Origin of the sequence: Xanthomonas sp. NCPPB 1067 (assembly GCF_020783795.1) — a bacterium.
GTDB lineage: Bacteria > Pseudomonadota > Gammaproteobacteria > Xanthomonadales > Xanthomonadaceae > Xanthomonas > Xanthomonas melonis.
In genome coordinates this window covers 55,691-78,637 of sequence record NZ_JAJGQG010000019.1, presented here as the reverse complement: position 1 = coordinate 78,637, position 22,947 = coordinate 55,691, and the positions used below count along the sequence as shown (strand labels likewise).

Genomic DNA, 22,947 nt, shown 5'->3' with positions numbered 1-22,947 from the left:
CGAGAACTGCCATGAACGCTGTTCCCCACGCACCATTGGTGATCCTGAGCCATGTCTGCCACCCGGCCATCACCGATGGCTTTGTGCCTGCCGCGCACGCGCAAGGCATCCCGGTCTGGCTGCTGACCGATCACCTGCTCGATCACCTCGCCTATTTCCGCGACCACGCCTCGCTCGCACCACAACGGGTGATCGAGTGCGACGTGTTCAATCCGCTGGGCGTGCTGGATCTGCTGCACGACGCCGGTGTGACACCGCGCGCAGTCTTCAGCAATAGCGACCATCTGCAGACCAGCGCTGCGTTGGTGGCGGCCGGGCTGGGCCTGCCTGGCAAGGACTGGCAGGTGTGTTATGCAGCCAAGAACAAGGCCGCCATGCGGCAGCGCCTGCGCACGCACGGATTGCCGTCGCCGTGGTTCTGCACGCTGGCGCCCGGCGCCGCACTGCCGGCGCAGATTCCGTGGCCGGTGGTGGCCAAGCCGCGCGAAGGCGTGGCCAGCCTGGACGTTCGCCACTGCGCCGACATCGGACAGTTGCAGGCCTACCTGGACGATCTCTGGCAACGTCACCCGCAGCGCACGGTGCTGCTGGAAGGCATGTTGGAAGGGCCACTGTTCACGCTGGAAACGCTGGGCGACGGACACACGCTGCAGGCCATCGGCGGATTCAAGGTGCGCTTGTCGCCGCCGCCGCATTTCGTCGAATGCGAAGCGCACTGGGATGGCCAGGTAGACACGCCGGTGATCGCACAGGCATTGCGGCAACTGCGCGTGTTCGGGGTCAACTTCGGCCTGTGCCACAGCGAATTCATCCTCACCGCCGACGGCCCGGTGTTGGTGGAGATCAACTACCGCAGCATCGGCGACCGACGCGAATTCCTGCTCGATGCGATGTTCGGCCAGCAATGGTTCGCCGCCGCGCTGGCGCCGCACCTGGGCCAGCCCTTGCCGCAGCTGCGCAGCGCGCATGCGCACGCCTTGCTGCGCTATTACGTGGCTGAGCACGATGGCGAGCTGGTGGTTGCCAGCGAAGACCGTCGGCTTCACGACGCGCACAGCGACGTGCAATACCGGCGCATGCGCGCCCCCGGCGAGCAGATCCGGCTGAGCCACTCCAACAAGGACTACCTGGGCGTCCTGAGCGCGCTGGCCAGCGATGCACAGGCGCTGCAACAGGCGGTGGTGCAGGCCGAAGCGGGCCTGCAGTGGCGGATCGACCAGGCGGAGCTGCGCGCATGAACCATGCCGATGACCAACGCTATATCGCCATTCGCATCATCGATGCCTGTCTCCGCGAGGATGTGCGCGCGATCGTCAGCCGTGGTGGCATGGCGAGCCCGGATGCGCAACTGCTTGCGCAGTGGCCTGGCGCCGTGCCCGGTGATGGCTGGTGGAAGATCGCGCACCTGCCCGACGGCACACTGTGGCTGCCGGTGCGTCGTCAGGGTCTGTTGCAGGCGATCAGCGCCTGCGACGACCGCTGGATCGTGCAGGACGCCGCCGGTGCCCGGCTGGAACAGGGCGCGCAGGCATGGCTGCAGCGCATGGGCAACGGGCTCGATCCGGAAACCCGGCGCCTGCACCGCGCCTACGCCGACGAAGCCGACTGCGCGGCGACCCACCGCGGTCTGGCGCGGCAGGCCTATGCCGCGCAGGCGCCGGCGCTGGCCAATGCATTGCAGCACGCCGATGCGGCCGAGCGCGCGTATCGCTGCGATCAGCTGGCCAGCTACCGCGACCACCCGTTCTACCCGACCGCACGCGCCAAGGCCGGGCTGGACCCCGGCGAGCTGCGCGATTACGCGCCGGAGTTCGCGCCCAGCTTCAAGCTGCGCTGGCTGGCGGTGCCGCAGGCGCTGCTCAGCTGCACCAGCCCAGCGCCGGCCGAGCTGTGGCCGGACTTCGCCGACGTGGGACTGTCGCCAGCGCTTGCGGACTCGCATGCGCTGTGGCCGGTGCATCCGCTGGTGTGGGAACGGCTGGACCAGCCGGACTTCGAACTGCCTTCCGGCACCCTGCGCGCAGCGCAGCCCTGGCTGGAGGTGCGCCCCACCTTGTCGGTGCGCACGCTGGTGCCGCTGCAGCACCCGCATCTGCATCTCAAACTGCCGATCCCGATGCGCACGCTCGGCGCGTTGAACCTGCGCCTGATCAAGCCCTCGACCCTGTACGACGGGCACTGGCTGGAACGCGCGCTGCGGCGTATCGATGCGCTGGATCCGGCGCTGCGCGGACGCTGCGTATTCGTGGACGAATCGCATGGCGGACACGTCGGCCAGGCCCGGCATCTGGCCTATCTGCTGCGGCGCTATCCACCCCTGCAGGACACCACGCTGGTACCGGTGGCCACATTGTGTGCGCTGCTGCCCGATGGCCGGCCGATGGCGCTCCATCTGGCCGAACGGTTCGCGCAAGGCGACCTGCACGCCTGGTGGCGCGACTACACCGAACTGCTGCTCGCGGTGCATCTGCGGTTGTGGCTGCGTTACGGCATTGCGCTGGAAGCCAACCAGCAGAACAGCGTGCTGGTCTATGCCGCAGGACAGCCGGTACGTCTGCTGATGAAGGACAACGACGCCGCGCGTATCGCCATGCCGTGGCTGCGCGCGCAGTTGCACGACCTCGCCGCGCTGGGGCCGCTGCACGATGCACGCATCGCGGTGGACGATACGCAGGCATTGGCGCGGATGTTCTGCACCATCGTGCTGCAGCTGGATCTGCAGGCGGTACTGGACGGCCTGGCCGAATGGCAGCCATCCCTGCGCGCAGCCCTGCAGGCGCAGCTGCAACGGCAACTGCTGCAGACACTGGAGCAGCTGCACGCCGAAGGCATCGACACTGCACCGGCGTACCGCCTGCTGGCCGCACCACGCCTGCCGGTGAAGTACCTGCTCAGCGCAGGCAGCCTGCTCAGCAAGCAGCTCACCGGCGCGGCCGACATCAACAAGTTCTACGGCGACAGCGCACCCAATCCGTTCGGCAGCGCGTTCGCCGAGGCGCAGCCGGCACCGCCGCGGCAGGCCGGAGCCCAGCGATGAAGCGCATCCTGGGCCCGGTGCTGGCGGCGCACTACCTGGCGGCCTTCACCGCCCTGGGCATGCCGCTGTTCCTGCCGCAGGTACTGGCCGAACTGGCGCCGGGCGCCGCGGTGGGCTGGAGCGGCGTGCTGTATGTGCTGCCGACGCTGTGTACGGCGCTGACCGCCAGCAGTTGGGGGCGACTGGCCGATCGCTATGGCCGCAAGCGCTCGTTGCTGCGCGCACAACTGGGGCTGGCGCTGGGCTTTGCGATCGCCGGCTTCGCGCCCACCCTGACCTGGCTGGTGATCGGCCTGATCGTGCAAGGCGCCTGTGGCGGCTCGCTGGCGGCCGCCAACGCCTACCTGGCCAGCCAGCCGCAGGCCGGGCCGCTGGCGCGTGCACTGGACTGGACGCAGTACTCGGCGCGGCTGGCGATGGTCAGCGCACCCGCGTTGCTCGGGCTCGCACTGGCATTGGGGCCGGCGCAGTCGCTGTACCGCGCGCTGGCGCTGTTGCCGCTGATCGCCTTCGCACTGACCTGGCGGCTGCCGGCAGACCGGCCGGCCGCACGCCCGGCTGTCGCGGCACCGAGCCCGGGCAACGGCAAACCGCCGGCACCCGCGTCGGCGGCAGCCGCGTCGCTCTGGCCGGCCCTGCTGCTGGCGCAGTTCCTGTTCTGCTTCGCGATGGTGGTGACCTTCCCGTACTTCATCCCGTACGCGCTGGCACGCGGCGCCGGGCACGACGCCTGGGCCGGGCTGCTCTACAGCCTGCCGCACCTGGTCTACCTGGTGGTGCTGCCTTGGTGGCGGCGCGGCGATGGCGACGCGTGGCTGGTGCCCGGCCTGGCGATGTTCGCACTGGCCTGCGTCTGGCAGGCGATGTTGCGCGATCCGGTGGCGCTGGCCGGCGCACGCCTGCTGTTCGGCCTCGGCATGCTGGCTGGACTGCGTGGACTCAATCGCAGCCTGGCGCTGGTGGCCAACGGCCATGGCGCCGGGCACCTGTTCGGCCGCTTCGACGCCTGCGGCAAGTGGGCCGGCGTGCTTGCCGGTGCCGCTGCCGGTGCGCTGACGCAAGCCACCGGCCCTGCTGCCCCCTTCCTGGCCGCCGCAGTGGCGGCGGCCATCGCTGCGCTCACCGTTCTGGTGCGCTTTCCCTCGAGGAGACCTGCCGATGTCCCCGCACACGATGCATGACCCCTGGTACGCCAGCATGGCCGATGCGCAGGCCTGCGCCTGCTGGCTGAATTGCTACCTGCGCGAGTTCGCCATTCCGCGGCGGGCGGCCGACTTCGACTATCGCGGGCTGGATCGTCCTGGCCCGCGCATGGCCGAGCAGCGCTGGCTGCGCATCGACCTGGGCGAAACCGGCACGCTGTGCGTCCGCATCGCCCACGCCGACCGGCTGGGCCGCTGCCGTTTCGTCTCCACCCCATTTCTCAAGGGTGGCGGCCAGCCCTGGCATGGCCTGGATGCGCATGCGCTTGCGCGCACGCTGCTGCAATCGCTGGGCAGCACGCAGGCGGTCAATCCAGAGCTGCTCGCGCAAAGCGCCAACAGCGTGGCGGTCACCGCCGCAGCATTGCGGCAGGCGCATGCCAGCGTACCGACCGGCGAGGCGATGATCGATGCCGAACAGTCGCTGCTATGGGGGCATGCCCTGCACCCCACCCCGAAAAGCCGCGAGGGCGTCGCGCTCGATCAGGTGCTGGCATGCGCGCCGGAAGCGCGCACGGCCTTCCAGCTGTTCTGGTTCCGCATCGACCCGCGCCTGGTGCGGACCCAGGGCATCGACGTGCGCGCCAGCCTGCGCCAGCTCAGCGGCAGCGACACGCTCTACCCCTGCCACCCGTGGGAGGCGCAACGCCTGCTCGACGATCCGTTGCTGCGCACCCTGCAAACGCGCGGCTTGATCGAGCCGGTGGGCGCATGCGGCCAGACGCTGCGGCCGACGTCGTCGGTGCGCACGCTGTACCACCCGCAGCTGGACTACTTCCTCAAATGCTCGGTGCATGTGCGGCTGACCAACTGCGTTCGCAAGAACGCCTGGTACGAGCTGGAAAGCGCCGTGGCGCTCACCGAACTGCTGGCGCCGAGCTGGTGCGCACTGGCGGCGCAGGTGCCGGGCTTCGACGTGATGCTGGAGCCGGCCGCCACCTCGCTGGATGTGGCGCAGGTCGATCGCGCCCTGCACGACGCCGATCCGCTGGCGGCACGCGCGCTGACCGAGAGTTTCGGCATCCTGTACCGCAAGACCATCCCCGCCGCGCAGCGCGCCCGCTGGCAGCCACAGGTGGCCGCCGCCCTGTTCACCTGCGATGCACGAGGCAGCAGCGTGTGCGCGGCTCGCCTGCAGACGCTGGCCGGCGCACAGCTGGATCGGCCCAGCTGCACGCTGCTGTGGTTCCGCGCCTACGCCGGTCTGTTGCTGGACGGCGTATGGAGCGCGCTGTTTCAGCACGGCATTGCGCTGGAGCCGCACCTGCAGAACACCGTGATCGGTTTCGCCGACGGCTGGCCCACACGCGTGTGGGTCCGCGATCTGGAAGGCACCAAGCTGCTCGCCCACCATTGGCCGGAAGCACGCTTGCATGGTGTGGGCGAGCGCGCGCGGCAATCGCTGTACTACACGCCCGAACAGGGCTGGAACCGGGTGGCGTACTGCGCGCTGGTCAACAACCTGGCCGAGGCCATCTTCCACCTGAGCGAAGGCGATGACGTGCTGGAGGCGCGGCTATGGCGCTGCGTGGGCGAGCTCGCCGTGCGCTGGCAGCAACGTCATGGCGCGCAGCCCGCGCTGCAGGGCCTGGTCGAAGGCGCGCCGTTGCCGGGCAAGAACAATCTGGGCACGCGCCTGTACCAGCGCGCCGATCGGCAATCCGACTACACCGCGTTGGCCAATCCGATCGCGCCGATCGCCGCGGCACGCCAGGTGGCGGCGTGAGCCTGCGGATCGATACGGCCGCCCTCGCCCGGGCATTGCCGCAGCTGCGCGCCGCCAGCGATGGCCCACTGTGCGCATATGTCTATGAACTGGCGGCACTGGATGCGCACGCGGCCTGGATGCGCGCCCAGCTGCCGGCGCAGTGCGAGCTGTTCTACGCCGCCAAGGCCAATGCCGAGGCCCCGATTCTGCGCACGCTGGCGCCGCATGTGGACGGTTTCGAAGCCGCCTCCGGCGGCGAACTGGCCTGGCTGCATGCGCAACAGCCGCACGCGGCCCTGCTGTTCGGCGGGCCGGGCAAACTGGACAGCGAACTGGCGCAGGCCGCCGCCCTGCCCGACTGCAGCGTGCACGTGGAAAGCCTGGGCGAGCTGCAGCGTCTGGCCGCCATCGCCGCGCAGGCCGGCCGCTGCGTGCCGGTGTTCCTGCGGATGAACATCGCCGTGCCCGGTGCGCAGAGCACCCGCTTGATGATGGGTGGGCAGCCCTCGCCGTTCGGCCTGGATCCGCAGGATCTGGATGCAGCCATGCACCTGCTGCGGGTCAGCCCGTCGCTGCGGCTGGTGGGCTTCCACTTCCACCTGATGTCGCACCAGCGCGATGCCCGCGCCCAGCTGCATCTGATCGCTGCCTATCTGCGCATCGTGCAGCAGTGGCGGCAGAGTTATGCGCTGGGGCCGTTGCGGGTGAACGCCGGCGGTGGCTTCGGCGTGGACTATCTGACGCCGGAAGCCTCGTTCGACTGGGCCGGCTTCTGCGCCGGGCTGCCGGCATTGCTGCGCGCCGATGGTGCCGACCTGCGCCTGCGGCTGGAACCGGGCCGCTATGTCAGCGCCAGCTGCGGCTGGTACCTGATGGAAGTACTGGATCTCAAGCGCAGCCACGGCGAATGGTTCGCGATCGCGCGCGGGGGCACCCACCACTTCCGCACCCCGGCGGCGCAGGCGCACGACCATCCGTTCCGCGTCTTGCGCGGTACCCGCGCACCGGTGATTGCCGATACGCCGGTCACGCTGGTCGGCCAGCTATGCACACCCAAGGACGTACTGGCGCGCCAGCAATCGGTGGCCGCGCTGGCCCCCGGCGATTGCCTGGCCTTCGCCCTGGCGGGCGCGTATGCATGGAACATCTCGCATCAGCGGTTCCTGATGCATCCGCCGCCGCAGATGGTGTTCCTGCCGGCCGATGGCTGACGCCGGCCGGCGCAGGCGGTTCAGCCCAGCCACACCGCCAACACCACCAGCACAGCAGTTTCGGTCAGTTCCACCAGGGCACCGCAGGTATCGCCGGTCATGCCGCCCAGGCGCCGCATGCAGGCCCGGCGCCAGAGCGCGAACACCAACGTGGCGATCCCGATGCACACCGCTGCACGCGACAACCCGGCAGCGGTGCACGCCGCCACACCCGCCAGCAACGCCAGCCACAGGCCTGCGCGTGGCGCCTGTGACAGCGCGCTGCCCAGACCATTGGCGCGGACATACGGCGTACTCAGAAAGGCAGCCACCAGGGCCGTGCGCGCCAGTAGCGGCGCCAGCCACAGCGCGGTCGGCGCCTGCATCAGCAGGCTGGCCAGCGCGGTGCATTTGAGCAGGAGTACCAGAACCACCGCGGTGACCGCCATGGGGCCGCTGGTGGGGTCCTTCATGATCGCCAGCGTGCGTGCCCGCTCGCCCATGCCACCGACCCAGGCGTCGGTCATGTCGGCCAACCCGTCCAGATGCAGCGCGCCGGTCAGCCACACCCAGAGGCTCAACACCAGCGCGGCGCCCAGCAGCGGCGCGACATCGCGCAGGCACCAGGCCAGCGCGCACAGCAACGCACCGAGCAACAGCCCGACCACCGGGTACCAGCGCAGCGAATACGCCTGCGCGCCGGGGCGCAGGAACACCCTGGCGGGCACCGGAATGCGGGTCAGAAACCCGATCGCCGCCAGCAGCTCGTCGATCATGCTGCGTCGGGCGTCGACGGCGAGGCGGCAGGCGGAAACGCCGGGATCGCGCTGGCAGCGACGTCGGCCGGTGGCCAGGCCAGCGGATGCAGGGAGGCGTGCGGCACCGCCAGTTCGGTCATCGCGCCGAAGCCGCCTCCGGCGACCAGGCAACGCAGCGCGCGGATGGCACCGCCATGGGTGATCACCAGCACGCGCTGCGCCGGGTAACGGGCGACGACGGCATCGAGCGCGGCCGACAGCCGCGCGCAAAATTCGCCGAACGGCTCGGCCTGCGGCGGTGGGTGCTGCAGCGGGTCGGCCCAGAACCGGCCCAGCGCCGCGCCTTCGTCGCGATCGATGTCGGCCACCGGCACGCCCTGCCAGCAACCGAAGTGATACTCGCGCAGCCGCGGGTCCAGCTGCAGCGGCACGCCGCGCGCGGCGGCGAGTTCGCTGGCGAACAAGGCGCAGCGCTGCAACGTGGAAGCCACCACCACATCCCACACCCCATCGGCGGTGGCTGCACGCAACTGCTGCCAGCCCAGCTCGGTGAGCGGGTCGTCGAGCTGGCCGCGATAGCTGCGCTGGCCGGTATCACCGTGGCGCAGCAGGGTGATCTGCGCGCTCATGCGTCGGAGACTCCCGCTTCGGAGAAGGTCGCCATGCCGTTGTGGAGGGCGCAGGCGCTGCGCAGCAACGGGATCGCCACTGCCGCTCCGCTGGCTTCGCCCAGGCGCAGGTCCAGTTGCAGCAGCGGCTCGGCATCCAGCGCACGCAGCAGGGCCGCATGGCCACGCTCCTGCGAGCGGTGCCCGAACAGCAGCCAGTCGCGGACGCCGGGATTGAGATGCGTGGCCACCAGCGCCGCGGCAGTGGTGATGAACCCGTCCACCAGCACCGGAATGCCCGCCTGCGCCGCGGCGATGTAGGCGCCGACCAGGGCGGCGATCTCGAAACCGCCGAGCCGGCGCAGACGCTCCAGCGGCGTGGTGGCATCGGCATGCAGTGCCAGCGCGCGGGTGATCACCACCGCCTTGTGCGCGATGCCTTCGGCATCCAGGCCGGTACCGGCGCCGGCCATGGCCTGCGGAAACTGCGACAACAGCGCGCACCCCAGCGCGGCGGCCGCGGTGGTGTTGCCGATGCCCATCTCACCGCCGACGAACAGCTGCGTCTGGCAACTCCTCGCCTGCGCGATGCTGTCTGCGCCTGCGGCGAGCGCGTCGCGCAGCTGGCCGGGCGTCATCGCCGGTTGTTCGCAGATATTGGCGCTGCAGGGCGCGAGCCAGGCACGGCGCACGCGCGGCAGTTCGCCCGGATCGTTGACCACGCCCAGGTTCACCACCTCCAGCCGCGCACCCAGCTCGCGCGCCAGCACCGAAATGGCCGCGCCGCCACGGGCGAAGTTGCGCACCATCTCGCCGGTGACCGCCTGCGGAAATGCCGACACACCCTCGGCGGCAACGCCATGGTCGGCGGCATACACCGCGATCCAGATCCGTTGCACCGTCGGCCGTTCGTTGCGCTGCCAGGCCGCCAGCTGCACCGCGAGCCGCTCGAGCCGGCCCAGCGCGCCATGCGGTTTGGTCAGCTGTTCCTGCCGCGCCAGCGCGGCTGCGCGCACCCGCGCATCCGGCACCGCGCAGGCGGCAAAGATCCAGTCGCTGCTCATTGCGCATCTCCCTTCAGCACCATCGGCAAGCCCGCCACAACGAACACCACACGCTCGCACTGTAGCGCCAATGCCTGGTGCAGCCTGCCCGCCTCGTCGACGAAACGCCGCGTCAGTTCGCCCAGCGGCACGATGCCCTGCCCCACCTCGTTGCTGACCAGCACGATCTGCCCCGGCAACCGCGGCAGCACGTCCAGCAGCGCCGCGCGTTCGCGCCCGAAGGCATCCGCATCCGGGTGGCCCAGCAGGTTGCTCAACCACAGGGTCAGGCAATCCACCAGCACGCAACACTGCGGCGCCGCCACTGCCTGCAGGGTGGCTGCCAGGTGGATGGGCTCTTCCACGCACTGCCACTGCGGCGGGCGCTGGCGGCGGTGATGCGCGATGCGCTGCTGCATTTCCGCATCCAGGGCCTGTGCGGTGGCGACATAGGCCACCTCGGCCGCAGCGTCGACGGCGAGGCGTTCGGCGAAGGCGCTCTTGCCGGAGCGGGCGCCCCCCAGGATCAACTGCCGCATGGCGGTTCCTTGCAGGTGAGCCGCGTCAGGGCGGCAGTATCCAGGTGGGTGTGCACCGCATCTGCCAGACGCTCGAGCGTGGCTTCGCGCAGCGCGGCAAGATCCAGCGGCGCCGCCTGTTGCAGCCCGGCCCAGGCCAGCAAGGCATGCAACGCCTGCGGGTGGTCGAAGAATCCGTGCAGATACGTGCCCAGCACCTGGCCGTCGTCGGAGATCGCGCCGTCGCTGCGGCCATCGTCCAGCCGCAGCAGCGGGCGCGCCAGCGCTGCGCCGGTGCTGATGCCGCAGTGGATCTCGTAGCCATGAACGGGCGCATCGCCCAGCATCAGACGCCCCTGCACGCGATGCAGTTGCTTGTGCGCATGCAGGCATGTTTCCAGCGCCAGCCAGCCCAGCCCCGCGCTGCTGCCGGGCACACCTTCGATGCCGTCGGGGTCGTGGATCCGTTCACCCAGCATCTGCAACCCGCCACAGATGCCGAGCACCTTGCCGCCGTAACGCAGGTGCCGCGCGATGGCACCCTCCCAGCCCTGCGCGCGCAGCCACTGCAGGTCCTGGCGCGTGGACTTGCTGCCCGGCAGCACGATCAGATCGCAGGGCGGCGGCAGCTGACCCGGGCCGATCAGCTGCACCTCGACCTGCGGATGCGCCAGCAAGGCATCGACATCGGTGTGATTGCTGATCCGCGGCAACACCGGCACCACCACGCGCAACTGCGCCTGCGGCTTGCGCACGGCATGCCGCGGCAGTGCGTCCTCGGCGTCCAGTTGCAGGCCGTGCAGATACGGCAACACGCCCAGCACCGGCTTGCCGGTTTCGCGCTCCAGCCAGTCCAGGCCAGGCTGCAACAGCGCCAGATCGCCACGAAAACGATTGATGACAAATCCCGCCACGCGTGCGCGCTCGCTGTCCGACAGCAATGCCAGGGTGCCGACCAGGTGCGCGAACACGCCGCCGCGGTCGATGTCGGCGATCAGCAGTACCGGGCAATCCACCGCCTCGGCGTAGCCCATGTTGGCAATGTCGTTGGCGCGTAGATTGATCTCGGCCGGGCTGCCGGCACCTTCCACCAGCACGACCTCGAAACGCTCGACCAGCCGTGCATGCGAGGCCAGCACGGCGCTCAGCGCGGTGGACTTGTAGGCGTGATAGTCCACCGCATCCAGCGTGGCGACCGGATGCCCGTGCACGATCACCTGCGCACCGGTGTCGCTGTTGGGCTTGAGCAGCACCGGGTTGAAGTCGGTGTGCGGAGCGAGCCCGCAGGCCTGCGCCTGCACCGCCTGCGCACGCCCGATCTCGCCGCCATCGATGGTGACTGCCGAATTGAGCGCCATGTTCTGCGGCTTGAATGGCGCCACCGCAACGCCCTGGCGGTGCAGCCAGCGGCACAGCGCAGCCACCAGCGTGCTCTTGCCGGCATCGGAGGTGCAGCCCTGCACCATCAGCACGCGCGCGCTCATGCCAGCAGCTCGCCTAGCGCCGCATCCAGGCGCGCTTGCCCGGCCGCATCGGGCGGCAGGCCGAAGCGCAGGCTGGCCGGTGCCTCGAACAGGCGGGTAAGGATGCCGCGCCGTGCCAATGCCACGTGCAGTTCAGCCGCATCGGCGCGCTGGCACCATTGGAAGAACGCGGTGCCGGCCGTCGGCACGAGGCCGTGGCGACGCAATCCCTGCGCCAGCCGCCGCGATGCGGCGTGCAGTTGCGCGCGTGCCTGCACCTGCCAGCCGGTATCGGCCAGGGCCTGCTGCACGGCCCAGCGGGTGGGCCCGCTCACGGTCCATGGCCCCAGCTGTTCGCGCAAGGCGTCCAGCAGCGACGGATGCGCGCACACGAAGCCGGCCCGCGCGCCGGCCATGCCGAAGAACTTGCCGACCGAGCGCAGCACCACCAGACCCGGCTGCTGCGTCTGCGCGCACACGCTCTGGTGCGGAGTCGCGTCCATGAAGGCCTCGTCGATCACCAGCCAGCCGCCGCGCGCGGCCAGCCGCGCGTGCAGCTGCAGCAGCACATCGCGATCGAAGCTGTCCGCACAGGGATTATTGGGATGGATCAACACCACCACATCGAAGGCCTCCGCCGCCTGCAGCAAGGGCGCCGCCGGCAGCGGGACCACGGTGTGCCCGGCGCGCCGCCAGGCATGCGCATGCTCGGCGTAGCCGGGCGCGAGAACGCCGACACGGCCGCGGGGACGCAACAGCGGCAGTGCCTGGATCGCCACCTGCGAGCCGGCCACCGGCAGCACCTGCGGCGCGCCGTAATACGCCGCCGCGGTGGCGGCCAGGCCATCGTCGTCTTCGGGCAGGCGCTGCCACGCCTGCTCTGGAATCGCAGGCACCGGCCAGGCGAACGGGCTCACGCCGGTGGACAGATCCAGCCAGTGCGCCAGTGGAATGGCGTAGGTCTGCGCGGCGCGGCGCAACCGCCCCCCATGTTCAAGCATGCGCTGCTCCGGAATGGGCGACATGGCGCCGGGTTCGACCATCGCTGCGCATTGCGCACGCGGCGCAACGGTGGGCATGCCACGCGATCATTGCATCACCATGGCCGCCAGCAGGGCACCGAGCAGCAGCCAGAGCAACACGCCGGCGCGCACCAGCAGCAAGGCCCGACGCACGCTGTCGGCGCTGGCCCGAGCGCCCTCGCCCAGGCAGGGACGTGGCTGCCACTGGCCGTGATACGGCGCAGCGCCCCCCAGTTGCACACGCAGCGCGCCGGCACCGGCGGCCATCACCGGCCCCGCGTTCGGGCTTTTCCAGCCACGTCCCTGACGCCAGGCGCAGCGCAGGCCGCTGCGGGTGGCACCGAGCGCGGCGTAGGTCGCCGCGGTCAGGCGTGCCGGCAGCCAGTTGAGCGCATCGTCGCTGCGTGCCGCCGCCCACCCGAAGTTGGCATAGCGCGAGGTGCGATAGCCCCACATCGCGTCCAGCGTATTGGAGAGCCGGTACAGCACCGCACCCGGCGCGCCCAGCAACACCCCCCAGAACAGCGCGGCGAACACGGCATCGCTGCCGTTTTCCAGCACCGACTCGGTGGCCGCGGCGGCCACCTGGGTGGCATCCAGCGCCGCAGTATCGCGGCTGACGATGCGGCCCACCGCTGCGCGGGCTGAAGGCAGGTCGTCGGCCTGCAATGCAGCGATCACCGGTTGCGCGTGTTCGCCCAGGCTGCGCAATCCCAGTGCCAGATACAGCATCACCGCGGCAAACCCCGCCGCTGCCCAGGCCGACCACCACCACAGCAGCGCCTGCAGCGCAGCCGCCGCTCCGGTCCACGGCAGCACCGCCACGCACCATGCCAGCACGCCCGCGCTGCGGCGATTCCGATGCAGGCGCGCTTCGATGCGCTGCGCCCACCTGCCGAACACCAGCAGCGGGTGCGCACGCCGCGGCTCGCCCAGCAGCAGATCCAGCAATACGGCCGCAGCGGCGATCGCCAACAGCATCAGGCGCAATCCGTCGCCACGCAGGGCACCGGGCCGCCGGCGAGCATCGCGCGTGCGCCCATGCCTACAGCTCGATCCCGAGCTGCGCCTTGATGCCGGCGTTGAAGGCATGTTTGACCAGCCGCATCTCGGTGACGGTATCTGCCGCTTCGATCAACCGATCCGGCGCGCCACGCCCGGTGATCACCACATGCTGGCCAGGCGGACGTGCGGCCACTGCGGCCAGCACCTCGTCCAGCGCCACATACTCCTTCACCAGGGCGATGTTGAGCTCGTCCAGCAGCACGAAGTCGTAGCGCGCGTCGGCCAGCATGCTGCGGGCCAACTGCCAGGCCGCCTGCGCAGCGGCGATGTCCACGCTGCGATCCTGGGTTTCCCAGGTGAACCCCTCGCCCATCACGTGGTAGTCGAGCAGATCCGGAAAGCGCCGGAAGAACGCCTCTTCCCCGGTGGAGAAGGTGCCCTTGATGAACTGCACCACGCCGCAGTGCAGACCATGCCCGAGCGAGCGCGCCAGCATGCCGAATCCGGACGAGCTCTTGCCCTTGCCGTTGCCGGTATTGACCAGCAGCACACCGCGATCGATCACCGCCCGCGCAATGCGCCGGTCCACCAGCTCCTTCTTGCGTTGCGCACGTTCGCGGTAATGCGCATCGTCGTGTTCGCGGGAACTCATGCGTGTTCTCCCATCATTGGAGGCGCAGCGAGGCTGCACCATGTTGCGATCACTGCGAAGGCGATGCCCGGAAAGAACACCGCCCACGATGCGCTGGGCAGGATGTCAGCGCCTGCGTCAGCTTGCCGCGGGTTACCGACCATCGGCAACGCCAGGGCGATGCCGCAGGCCCATGCCGCACCGCCGTGCAAGATCGCAGCTGCCAGTGCGATGGCCTGGGTGGTCGCCGTCATGACAGTTCCAGCGGTGTGGCCGGTTCGGCGGCACTGCGCCGCGCATGCCAACGCAGCAGGCACCATGCACCGACCAGCGCCACCGCCAGATACAGCGCGGTGGTACGCACGAACAGCGGGCCCCACTGCCATGCGCGCTGCAGGTACTGCACCCAGTGCGGGTCGGCATAGCGCCCACCCAACCAGTAGAACGCGCCATTGGAGATCAGGAACGACACCGCCGCAGCCGCCACCCCGAGCACCCAGGCTGCACACAGCGACATTGCGCGTGGGCGAAGATGCGCCTGATAGCCGCGGCCTGCGTACCACAGCACGCCATAGGCCAGCGGTAGCGCAGCATAGGCGGCCGTGATGCAGAAATCGCTGACGCCAGCCAGGGACACCGCCGCCCAATCGATCAACACCGATAGCCCGAGCAACAGCGCAAAACAGGCATGACGACGCAGCGCCAGGCCACCGAGGAAGAACACCGCCATCGAGGCATCCGGCAGGTGCAGCCAATCGCCGACGTGATGAAAGCGGGTGGCCGTCATCGCCAGCATCAGGGCGATGAACAGGTTGCGTTCGGCAGTGCGGGACAGTGGTGTCATCGGTAGTCCTAAAGAACGACGGAGCGGGCTCCTCGCTGCGGCCGGTCGACACCGGCCGCCTGTCTGCACCGGCGCTCCGCGCAGTGCCAAGCGCGTTTCACCGGGTCGGCTGATAGCGGAAGGTCAGCAGGTAGTTGCGCCCCGGCTGCGCGTACCAGCGCGCAGTCTCGTATCGGCGGTCGAACACGTTGTTGGCGGTGAACTGCACCTTCCAGTCCGCGTTCACTGCATAGCTCACGCGCAGATCCAGCAAGCCGTAGCCGGCCAGCTGCTCGGTGTTGGCCAGGTCGTCGTAGCGCCGCCCCGAACCGAACAGGCTGGCACCCACGCCGAACGCGCCGACGCTGCGATCGGCATCGATGCGCCCGCTCTGCCGTGCGCGACGCGGCAACCAGTTGCCATGATCGACCTCGCCGTCGGCCTGCGGCTGCAGCCAGGTGAGCGCGCTGCGCAGGATCCAGCCGGCCAGTTCGGTGTCGTAGCCCGCTTCCACGCCGCGGATGCGCGCCTTGTCGATGTTGTTCGGCTGCCCGAACGGATGCGCCGCATCCACCAGCGACGCGTCGTAGGCGATGAGATCGTCGATGCGGGTCTGGAAAGCGCGAAGCGTCCACACGCCCCAGTCGTAGCTGCCGCGCAGGCCCACCTCCGCACTTCTGGAAGTCTCCGGCCCCAGCAGCGGGTTGCCATAACCCGGGTAGTACAGCTCGTTGAAGGTGGGCGCCTTGAACGCGGTGCCGTAGCTGGCGGTCAGGCGCAGGTGCTCGGCGACATCCCAGCCCCACAGCAGGCTGCCGGTGGTCTTGCCGCCGAACTGGCTGTTGTCGTTGCGCCGCAGGCTGGCCTGCAACGACTGGCTGCCGAACCTCTGCTGCCACTGCGCGAACGCGGCGCGGTCGATCCGGCTGTCGGCATCGTAGCTGTCGCTGCTGGCGATGGCATCGCGCTGCCAATCGAAGCCGACCGTGAGCAGACCCGGCGCGGTGGCGATGTCGGCCTGCAAGGCGCCCAGCTTGCGGCGCGTGTCGTACGTGGACAGATAGGCGCCATCGTAATACGCATCGCTCAGATCGGCGCTGCTACCGAGGCTGGCAGTGACCGTGAGCGCATCCGACGGCGCATAACGCACGCGCCCGCCGATGGCCTGCTGCACGCCCTTGCCGAGATTACCGCCGAAGGCCGAGCCGTCGTATTCGTTGCGACTCTGCGTGCGCAGGGCATGCGCATCGACATCCCACTGACGGTTGAAGCGCCAGCCGCCCTGCGCGCTCAACGAATCGTTGCGATAGCCGTCGCGATCGGGATCGTAGGCACTGGAGCCGGTGTCCAGATAGGCGTTGATGCCGTCGGTTTCGTCGTGCACCGCGTTCACCGCATACCAACCACCGGCTTCGCTCGGATCGCCGGGGCTGCGCCCCGCAATGCCCGCGCCGTAGCGGCGCGCGTTGTCGCTGCCGGTCGCCACGCTGAGTGTGGGCACGAAACGGCCTTGCGGACGACGGGTGAAGATCTGGATCACCCCGCCCAGCGCTTCGGAGCCGTACAGGCTGGAAAACGGCCCGCGCACGATCTCGACGCGTTCGATCTGCTCGATCGGCAGATCCTGCAACGCCGCACCGCCGGCGGTGGCCGAACCGATGCGTACCCCGTCGATCAATACCACCAGATGGTCCGACTCCGTGCCGCGCAGGAACAGCGAGGTCGCCTTGCCGGGACCACCGTTGTTGGCCAGCGATACGCCCGCTTCGCCGCGCAGCAGATCCTGCAGCGAGTTGACCTGGCGGCGCTCGATCTGCGCGCGGTCGATCACGGTGACCGGCGCCAGCGTCTGGTCCTGGGTCTGTGCGGTACGCGAGGCGGTCACCACCACCTCGTCGAGATCGATGGCAGCCTCGGCCTGCGCCAGGTTGGTCGCGCATAGCGACAGCGCCGCGGCCAGCACGGTGCGACGCGGCAAAACGGAAGAAACGGACATCGACTGCTGCTCCTGGAACCGCGCCTACCCGCGCGGAGGCAATGGGGTCGACAGGCAGCAACGGGCCAGGCGTCCGGCGCGCGAGCACCGGATGCACAGGGCCACGCCCACCGCGTGCCGGGTCAATCCCTTCAGGCCGGTCTCCGGGCTTGCGAGCGGAAGCGGTCGCTTCCCGGATCTGCGCCTTCCCATGCGATGCACAGTGGCGTGTCGTGCAGACCCTTGTCTCGCCCACCGTTGCGGGGGCAGCTCCGGAATTGCGTCCCGCCAAGGCGATGCGCGCACCGGATTCCCGTTTAAACCACCGGCCAGCCGGCAGTCACCTCAGGGGCGCGCATGGTAACAGGATTGGCGGGGCCGCTCCGGGGGTGGCGGCCGACCAGGCGCAGCGCGTCGCCAAGCGCCTAACGAGGGAATTGCCAATTCCTTCTCCCGCCGGGAGAAGGTGGCGCGCGGCGCCGGATGAGGCTATGGAGCAAAGCCTCATGCGATGCATGGAAGCAGCATGCTGGGTTGCACGCATGTCCGCCACCGAGCTTCATCTCTCACATACGAGTGGGCTTCGCCTACGTACCCTCACCCCAACCCCTCTCCCAAAGGGAGAGGGGCCTGTTCCTTTCTCCCATCCGGAGAGGGGCTTGTTCCCTTCTCCCTTCGGGAGAAGGTGGCGCGCAGCGCCGGATGAGGGTGCGAGCGCAGCCTTGTGTGCATCTCACGCCCCCTGCAGCGCCTGCTCCAGATCCGCCAACAGATCATCGATATGCTCGATGCCGATCGACAAGCGCACGGTGTCCTCGCTCACACCGGCATGTTCCAGTTCGGCCGGGCCGAGCTGGCGGTGCGTGGTGGAGGCCGGATGCGTCGCCAGCGACTTGGCATCGCCGATATTCACCAGCCGTGTGAACAGCTGCAGCGCATCCAGGAAGCGGGCACCGGCCGCGCGCCCGCCGGGCAAGCCGAAGGTCAGCACGCCCGAGCCATGGCCGCCCAGATACTTCTGCGCCAATGCATGCTCGGGATGATCCGGCAACGCGGCGTAATTGACCCAGGCAACGCGCGCATGCTGCTGCAGATAACGGGCGACCGCCAGCGCGTTGGCATTGATGCGTTCCATGCGCAGCGCCAGCGTTTCGATGCCTTGCAGGATCAGGAACGCATTGAACGGCGACAACGACGCACCGGTATTGCGCAGCGGAACCACCCGCGCACGGCCGATGTAGGCAGCCTCGCCCAGCGCGTCGGTATACACCACCCCGTGGTAGCTCACATCCGGCTCGTTGAGGCGCGGGAAGCGCGCCTTGTGCGCGGCCCACGGAAAGCGCCCGCTATCCACGATCGCGCCGCCGATGCTGTTGCCATGCCCGCCCAAATACTTGGTCAGCGAATGCACCACGATGTCGGCACCGAAGTCGATCGGCCGCAGCAGCGACGGCGTGGCCACGGTGTTGTCCACGATCAGCGGCACGCCGTGCGCATGCGCCACGGCGGCCACCGCTTCGATGTCGGTGATGTTGCCGCGCGGGTTGCCGATCGATTCGACGAACACGGCCTTGGTGCGTTCGTCGATCAGCCCGGCAAAGGCCTGCGGATCGCGATAGTCGGCAAAGCGCGTGCTGATGCCGAACTGCGGTAGCGTATGCGCGAACAGATTGTAGGTGCCGCCGTACAGCGCGCTGGACGACACGATGTTGTCGCCGGCCTCGGCGATGGTCTGGATCGCATAGGTCACCGCCGCCTGCCCGGATGCCAGCGCTAGCGCCCCGATGCCGCCTTCCAGCGCCGCCACGCGCTGCTCCAGCACGTCGTTGGTGGGGTTCATGATGCGGCTGTAGATGTTGCCCTGCACCTTCAGATCGAACAGATCCGCACCATGCTGGGTATCGTCGAAGGCATAGGCCACGGTCTGGTAAATGGGCACCGCCACCGCGCGGGTGGTGGGATCGGGACGATAGCCACCATGCACGGCGACGGTTTCGGGTTTCCACTGCGGATCGGTCATGGCACGGCTCGCTCTGGATGGAGGGCCCGACGATACGCGGCTGCCGCATCGCCTCTTATGACGGCGCGCCATGACGACATCGCCAACGATCACGTCCTTCATGGCGGCCCACTCGCATGCAGTGGCCGCTGGCGATACTGCCCCCCAACCAATGCGCCGATCAGCGCGCAGGCTGTCGGTAAGCGTCCTGCAACATCTTTTTGTACTGATCCATGGGCGGTAACCCCATACGACGGCGGCGTTCGTCCAGCCCCGCTTTGTCTTCGGTAGGCTGCAATGACATGCCGCCATCCGCATCGTTCTTGAATTGGGTGCCGTAGCGCTGCGGCTTGCCTTGCGCAAGCAAGACGCGATCGGTGAGCAACGCAACATCGTCAGGCGCCACCTCCTGCGTGGCCAGCGCCGCTTCCATCAACGCCAGAACCTGCGCCTGAAACGCTGGATCGGCGTCGGCATGCTGTACCAGGATCCATGCCGCCTTGGCGCCATCTTCCCCCACCAGGCGCCGGCCCGGCCAACCCTGGGTCGCGACGACTTGCTTGAGCCATGCGGTGTTGTCGGCATCCACCGGCGCAATGGATGCCCAGTCGGCGGGCTTGCCCCCAGCGGCGATCGCCGCATTGCGCACATGCTGATCCTTCTCTACGCGCGCGATCAGCTCCTGGCGCAATTGTGGATTCAGTGTTGCCTGCTGCTGCGCATTGACGCGCTCGGCTTTCGCCAGCAGCGCAGGCCACCCATCCATCTTTCGCAGCCGATTCAGGCCCGGCAGGTCCTTGCTGCGCAGATCATCGATGGAGATCCGCCCGCGCGGAATCTGGACATCGAGATACCGCAGGGCCTGGTCTGTCTTTCCCGCCGCGGCCAGGCATTCTGCACGCAGAAGTTCACCGTTTTCTGGAAGTTCGCTGGACGCGCGCTGCAGTGCGTCCATCACCTCGGCACAACGCGCATAGTCCTTGGCTTCATAGGCCTTGAGCGCGGCAAAGATATCCGGCGCGTCGCCTGCGTAGAGGCTACCGGCCATTCCCATGGCAACACCGATGTAGATCGGAACATACACAAGGCGCATCTGAAATTCCTTGCCAGATGAATCACGCGTTGGGGGGCGAAACGCGGCAGCGTGGACGCACTACAGACCCACGGCATGACAAGGATGGGTCACCCCGCATTCTGCGGGACGACCCATCCTACGATCACCCCTTGCCAAACTCCAAATGCCCACCCTGCGCACGCACGCGCACGGTCTCGCCGCTGGTGTACTGGCCCGAGAGAATCTGCTGCGCCAGCGGGTTTTCCACCTGCGACTGGATTGCGCGCTTCAGCGGGCGCGCACCGTAGACCGGGTCGAAGCCGACATTGCCCAGCAGCTCCAGCGCCGCATCGTCCAGGTCCAGCTTCAGGCCACGCTCGGCCAGGCGCTTTTCCAGGCCCTGCAGCTGGATGCGCGCAATCGACTTGATCTGCGCCTTGTCCAGCGGGTGGAACACCACGATGTCGTCCAGCCGGTTGATGAACTCCGGACGAAAGTGCGCCTGCACCACGCCCATCACCGCCGCCTTCATCTGCGTATAGGCCTCGGCGCTGCCGTCGCCGGACAGCTCCTGGATCTGGTGCGAACCCAGGTTGGAGGTCATCACGATGACGGTGTTGCGGAAGTCCACGGTGCGGCCCTGGCCATCGGTGAGACGGCCATCGTCGAGCACCTGCAGCAGGATGTTGAACACATCTGCGTGCGCCTTTTCCACTTCGTCCAGCAGGATCAGCGAATACGGACGACGACGCACGGCCTCGGTGAGATAACCGCCCTCTTCATAGCCCACATAGCCCGGAGGCGCACCGATCAGCCGCGCCACCGAGTGCTTCTCCATGAACTCGCTCATGTCGATGCGGATCATCGCTTCGGTGCTGTCGAACAGGAAATCCGCCAGGGCCTTGCACAGCTCGGTCTTGCCCACGCCGGTGGGACCCAGGAACAGAAACGAACCGCTGGGACGATTGGGATCGGACAGACCGGCGCGCGAGCGGCGCACCGCGTCGGACACCACCTTGATCGCTTCGTTCTGCCCAACCACGCGATCATGCAGTTCGTCTTCCATCCGCAGCAGTTTGTCGCGCTCGCCCTCCAGCATCTTGTTGACCGGAATACCGGTCCAGCGCGACACCACCTCGGCGATTTCCTCGGCGGTCACGCGGTCCTGCACCAGCTTGAAGTCGTGATGTTCCACTTCGTTGGCCAGCAGCATCTGCTTTTCCAGCTGGGGCAGCACGCCATACTGGATCTCGCTCATCTTGGCGTAGTCCTGGCGCCGCTGCGCCGCTTCCAGCTCCAGCTTGGCGTGTTCGATCTGCTCCTTGATCTTGGTGGTGCCCTGCAGCGCGGCCTTTTCCGACTTCCACACTTCGTTGAGGTCGGAGAATTCGCGCTCCAGCTTGTCGATGTCGCTGTCCAGGTCGGCCAAGCGCTGCCGCGAGGCTTCGTCCTTTTCCTTCTTGAGCATCTCGCGCTGGATCTTGAGCTGGATCAGGCGGCGCTCCAGGCGATCGAGTTCTTCCGGCTTGGAGTCGATCTCCATGCGGATGCGCGAGGCGGCCTCGTCCATCAGGTCGATGGCCTTGTCCGGCAACTGGCGGTCGGTGATGTAGCGGTTCGACAGCGTGGCCGCGGCAACGATCGCCGGGTCGGTGATCTCCACGCCGTGATGCACCGCATAGCGTTCCTTCAGGCCGCGCAGGATGGCAATGGTGTCCTCCACCGTCGGCTCGCCCACGAACACTTTCTGGAAACGGCGCTCCAGTGCGGCGTCTTTTTCGATGTACTTGCGATACTCGTCCAGCGTGGTGGCGCCGATGCAATGCAGCTCGCCACGCGCCAGCGCCGGCTTGAGCATGTTGCCGGCATCCATTGCACCGTCTGCCTTGCCAGCGCCGACCATGGTGTGCAGCTCATCGATGAACAGGATGATCTGGCCTTCGTTCTTCGATAGGTCGCTCAGCACCGCTTTCAGGCGCTCTTCGAATTCGCCGCGGAACTTGGCGCCGGCAATCAGCGCGCCCATGTCCAGCGACAGCACGCGCTTGCCGCGCAGGCCCTCGGGCACTTCGCCGTTGATGATGCGCTGGGCCAGACCCTCGACAATGGCGGTCTTGCCCACGCCGGGCTCGCCGATCAACACCGGGTTGTTCTTGGTACGCCGCTGCAGGACCTGGATGGTGCGACGGATCTCCTCGTCGCGGCCGATTACCGGATCGAGCTTGCCGTTCTCGGCGCGCGCAGTCAGGTCGATGGTGTATTTCTCCAGCGCCTGGCGCTGTTCTTCGGCGTTTTCCGATTGCACCGTCTCGCCGCCGCGCAGCTTGTCGATGGCCGCTTCGATCTTCTTCTTGTCGCCGCCGGCCGCACGCAGGGCCACGCCCAGCGGGCTGGCATCGTCGGCCGCGGCCAGCACGAACCACTCGCTGGCGATGAAGGCATCGCCGTGCTGCTGGGCCAGTTTGTCGGTCTGGTTGAGCAGGCGATTGAGATCGTTGCCGATCGACAGGTTGCCTTCCTGTCCCGAGACCTTGGGCAAGGTGTCCAGCGCCTCGCCGAGCCGCTCGCGCAGCAGCGGCACGTTGACGCCGGCCTGCGACAGCAACGGACGCGTACTGCCGCCACTCTGGTCGAGCAACGCGGCCAGCACGTGCACCGGTTCGATGATGTTGTGATCGCGGCCCACGGCCAGCGACTGCGCGTCGGCCAGTGCCTGCTGGAACCGCGAGGTGAGTTTGTCCATCCGCATGGGGAGTCCTCTGAACGGGTGGCCGGCCAGTCCGGCGATACCGAGCAGATGCGGTTGCCACGCGGCGTTTCAAGGTGCGCTGCGACACGAAGGCGCTGGCAGACGGCGACCGGACCTGCCTGCGCGCCCCCAGCGACGCCAGGCATGCGGCGCCCGATGTCC

18 protein-coding genes and 1 riboswitch are annotated in these 22,947 nt (G+C 68.4%); of the genes, 5 read left to right on the top strand and 13 right to left on the bottom strand.

Annotated elements, in window-relative coordinates; translation table 11 throughout:
• The first annotated feature begins 11 nt into the window (after positions 1 to 11).
• The 5 genes from LL962_RS14605 to LL962_RS14585 are packed head-to-tail and all read left to right on the top strand — an operon-like array spanning position 12 to position 7,158.
• A complete protein-coding gene (locus tag LL962_RS14605) occupies positions 12 to 1,238 on the top strand; it encodes an ATP-grasp domain-containing protein (protein WP_104586613.1) in 1,227 nt (408 codons plus the stop codon).
• Positions 1,235 to 3,037, top strand: coding sequence for an IucA/IucC family protein (locus tag LL962_RS14600; RefSeq protein ID WP_228317430.1), 1,803 nt, complete (start codon positions 1,235 to 1,237; stop codon positions 3,035 to 3,037). The genes LL962_RS14605 and LL962_RS14600 overlap by 4 nt, the downstream gene beginning before the upstream one ends.
• Positions 3,034 to 4,218 (top strand): MFS transporter, encoded by a 1,185-nt coding sequence (locus tag LL962_RS14595; protein ID WP_228317429.1) that lies wholly within the window; start codon positions 3,034 to 3,036, stop codon positions 4,216 to 4,218. Before LL962_RS14600 ends, LL962_RS14595 begins: the two co-directional genes overlap by 4 nt.
• Positions 4,196 to 5,965, top strand: coding sequence for an IucA/IucC family protein (locus LL962_RS14590; RefSeq protein ID WP_228317428.1), 1,770 nt, complete (start codon positions 4,196 to 4,198; stop codon positions 5,963 to 5,965). Before LL962_RS14595 ends, LL962_RS14590 begins: the two co-directional genes overlap by 23 nt.
• Entirely contained in the window at positions 5,962 to 7,158 is a 1,197-nt protein-coding gene (locus LL962_RS14585; RefSeq protein ID WP_228317427.1) for a type III PLP-dependent enzyme, read from the top strand. Before LL962_RS14590 ends, LL962_RS14585 begins: the two co-directional genes overlap by 4 nt.
• 20 nt (positions 7,159 to 7,178) lie before the next feature.
• Here the strand turns inward: LL962_RS14585 and LL962_RS14580 are convergent, their stop codons facing one another.
• The 13 genes from LL962_RS14580 to clpB all read right to left on the bottom strand — a co-directional run bounded on the left by LL962_RS14580 (position 7,179) and on the right by clpB (position 22,785).
• Positions 7,179 to 7,913, bottom strand: a complete 735-nt coding sequence (locus LL962_RS14580; RefSeq protein ID WP_228317426.1) for an adenosylcobinamide-GDP ribazoletransferase — start codon at positions 7,911 to 7,913, stop codon at positions 7,179 to 7,181.
• A complete protein-coding gene (locus LL962_RS14575; protein ID WP_104586619.1) occupies positions 7,910 to 8,524 on the bottom strand; it encodes a histidine phosphatase family protein in 615 nt (204 codons plus the stop codon). The genes LL962_RS14580 and LL962_RS14575 overlap by 4 nt, the downstream gene beginning before the upstream one ends.
• Complete coding sequence (cobT, locus tag LL962_RS14570) at positions 8,521 to 9,567, bottom strand: nicotinate-nucleotide--dimethylbenzimidazole phosphoribosyltransferase (RefSeq protein WP_104586620.1); 1,047 nt, start codon at positions 9,565 to 9,567, stop codon at positions 8,521 to 8,523. Before cobT ends, LL962_RS14575 begins: the two co-directional genes overlap by 4 nt.
• Entirely contained in the window at positions 9,564 to 10,085 is a 522-nt protein-coding gene (gene cobU, locus LL962_RS14565; protein ID WP_104586621.1) for a bifunctional adenosylcobinamide kinase/adenosylcobinamide-phosphate guanylyltransferase, read from the bottom strand. The genes cobT and cobU overlap by 4 nt, the downstream gene beginning before the upstream one ends.
• A complete protein-coding gene (locus LL962_RS14560) occupies positions 10,073 to 11,548 on the bottom strand; it encodes a cobyric acid synthase (RefSeq protein WP_228317425.1) in 1,476 nt (491 codons plus the stop codon). The genes cobU and LL962_RS14560 overlap by 13 nt, the downstream gene beginning before the upstream one ends.
• Positions 11,545 to 12,528, bottom strand: coding sequence for a threonine-phosphate decarboxylase CobD (gene cobD / locus LL962_RS14555; protein WP_228317437.1), 984 nt, complete (start codon positions 12,526 to 12,528; stop codon positions 11,545 to 11,547). Before cobD ends, LL962_RS14560 begins: the two co-directional genes overlap by 4 nt.
• 87 nt (positions 12,529 to 12,615) lie before the next feature.
• The gene (cbiB, locus tag LL962_RS14550; protein ID WP_228317424.1) at positions 12,616 to 13,530 is read right to left on the bottom strand and encodes an adenosylcobinamide-phosphate synthase CbiB; all 915 of its coding nucleotides are present in this window, start codon (positions 13,528 to 13,530) and stop codon (positions 12,616 to 12,618) included.
• A gap of 64 nt (positions 13,531 to 13,594) precedes the next feature.
• Positions 13,595 to 14,206 carry a cob(I)yrinic acid a,c-diamide adenosyltransferase gene (cobO, locus tag LL962_RS14545; protein ID WP_104586624.1) on the bottom strand — a complete coding sequence of 204 codons (612 nt, stop codon included), beginning with the start codon at positions 14,204 to 14,206 and terminating at the stop codon, positions 13,595 to 13,597.
• Positions 14,207 to 14,435: 229 nt separating this feature from the next.
• Complete coding sequence (locus LL962_RS14540) at positions 14,436 to 15,029, bottom strand: hypothetical protein (RefSeq protein WP_104586625.1); 594 nt, start codon at positions 15,027 to 15,029, stop codon at positions 14,436 to 14,438.
• A 97-nt stretch (positions 15,030 to 15,126) separates the two neighbouring features.
• A complete protein-coding gene (gene btuB, locus LL962_RS14535; protein ID WP_228317423.1) occupies positions 15,127 to 17,004 on the bottom strand; it encodes a TonB-dependent vitamin B12 receptor in 1,878 nt (625 codons plus the stop codon).
• 117 nt (positions 17,005 to 17,121) lie between these two features.
• Positions 17,122 to 17,346: riboswitch (cobalamin riboswitch) on the bottom strand.
• Positions 17,347 to 17,716: 370 nt separating this feature from the next.
• Entirely contained in the window at positions 17,717 to 19,003 is a 1,287-nt protein-coding gene (locus LL962_RS14530; RefSeq protein ID WP_228317422.1) for an O-acetylhomoserine aminocarboxypropyltransferase/cysteine synthase family protein, read from the bottom strand.
• A 160-nt stretch (positions 19,004 to 19,163) separates the two neighbouring features.
• On the bottom strand, positions 19,164 to 20,075 hold the full coding sequence (locus LL962_RS14525) for a DUF6624 domain-containing protein (protein ID WP_228317421.1): 912 nt from the start codon (positions 20,073 to 20,075) through the stop codon (positions 19,164 to 19,166).
• 124 nt (positions 20,076 to 20,199) lie between these two features.
• Positions 20,200 to 22,785, bottom strand: coding sequence for an ATP-dependent chaperone ClpB (gene clpB, locus LL962_RS14520; protein WP_228317420.1), 2,586 nt, complete (start codon positions 22,783 to 22,785; stop codon positions 20,200 to 20,202).
• Between the last annotated feature and the right edge of the window lie 162 nt (positions 22,786 to 22,947).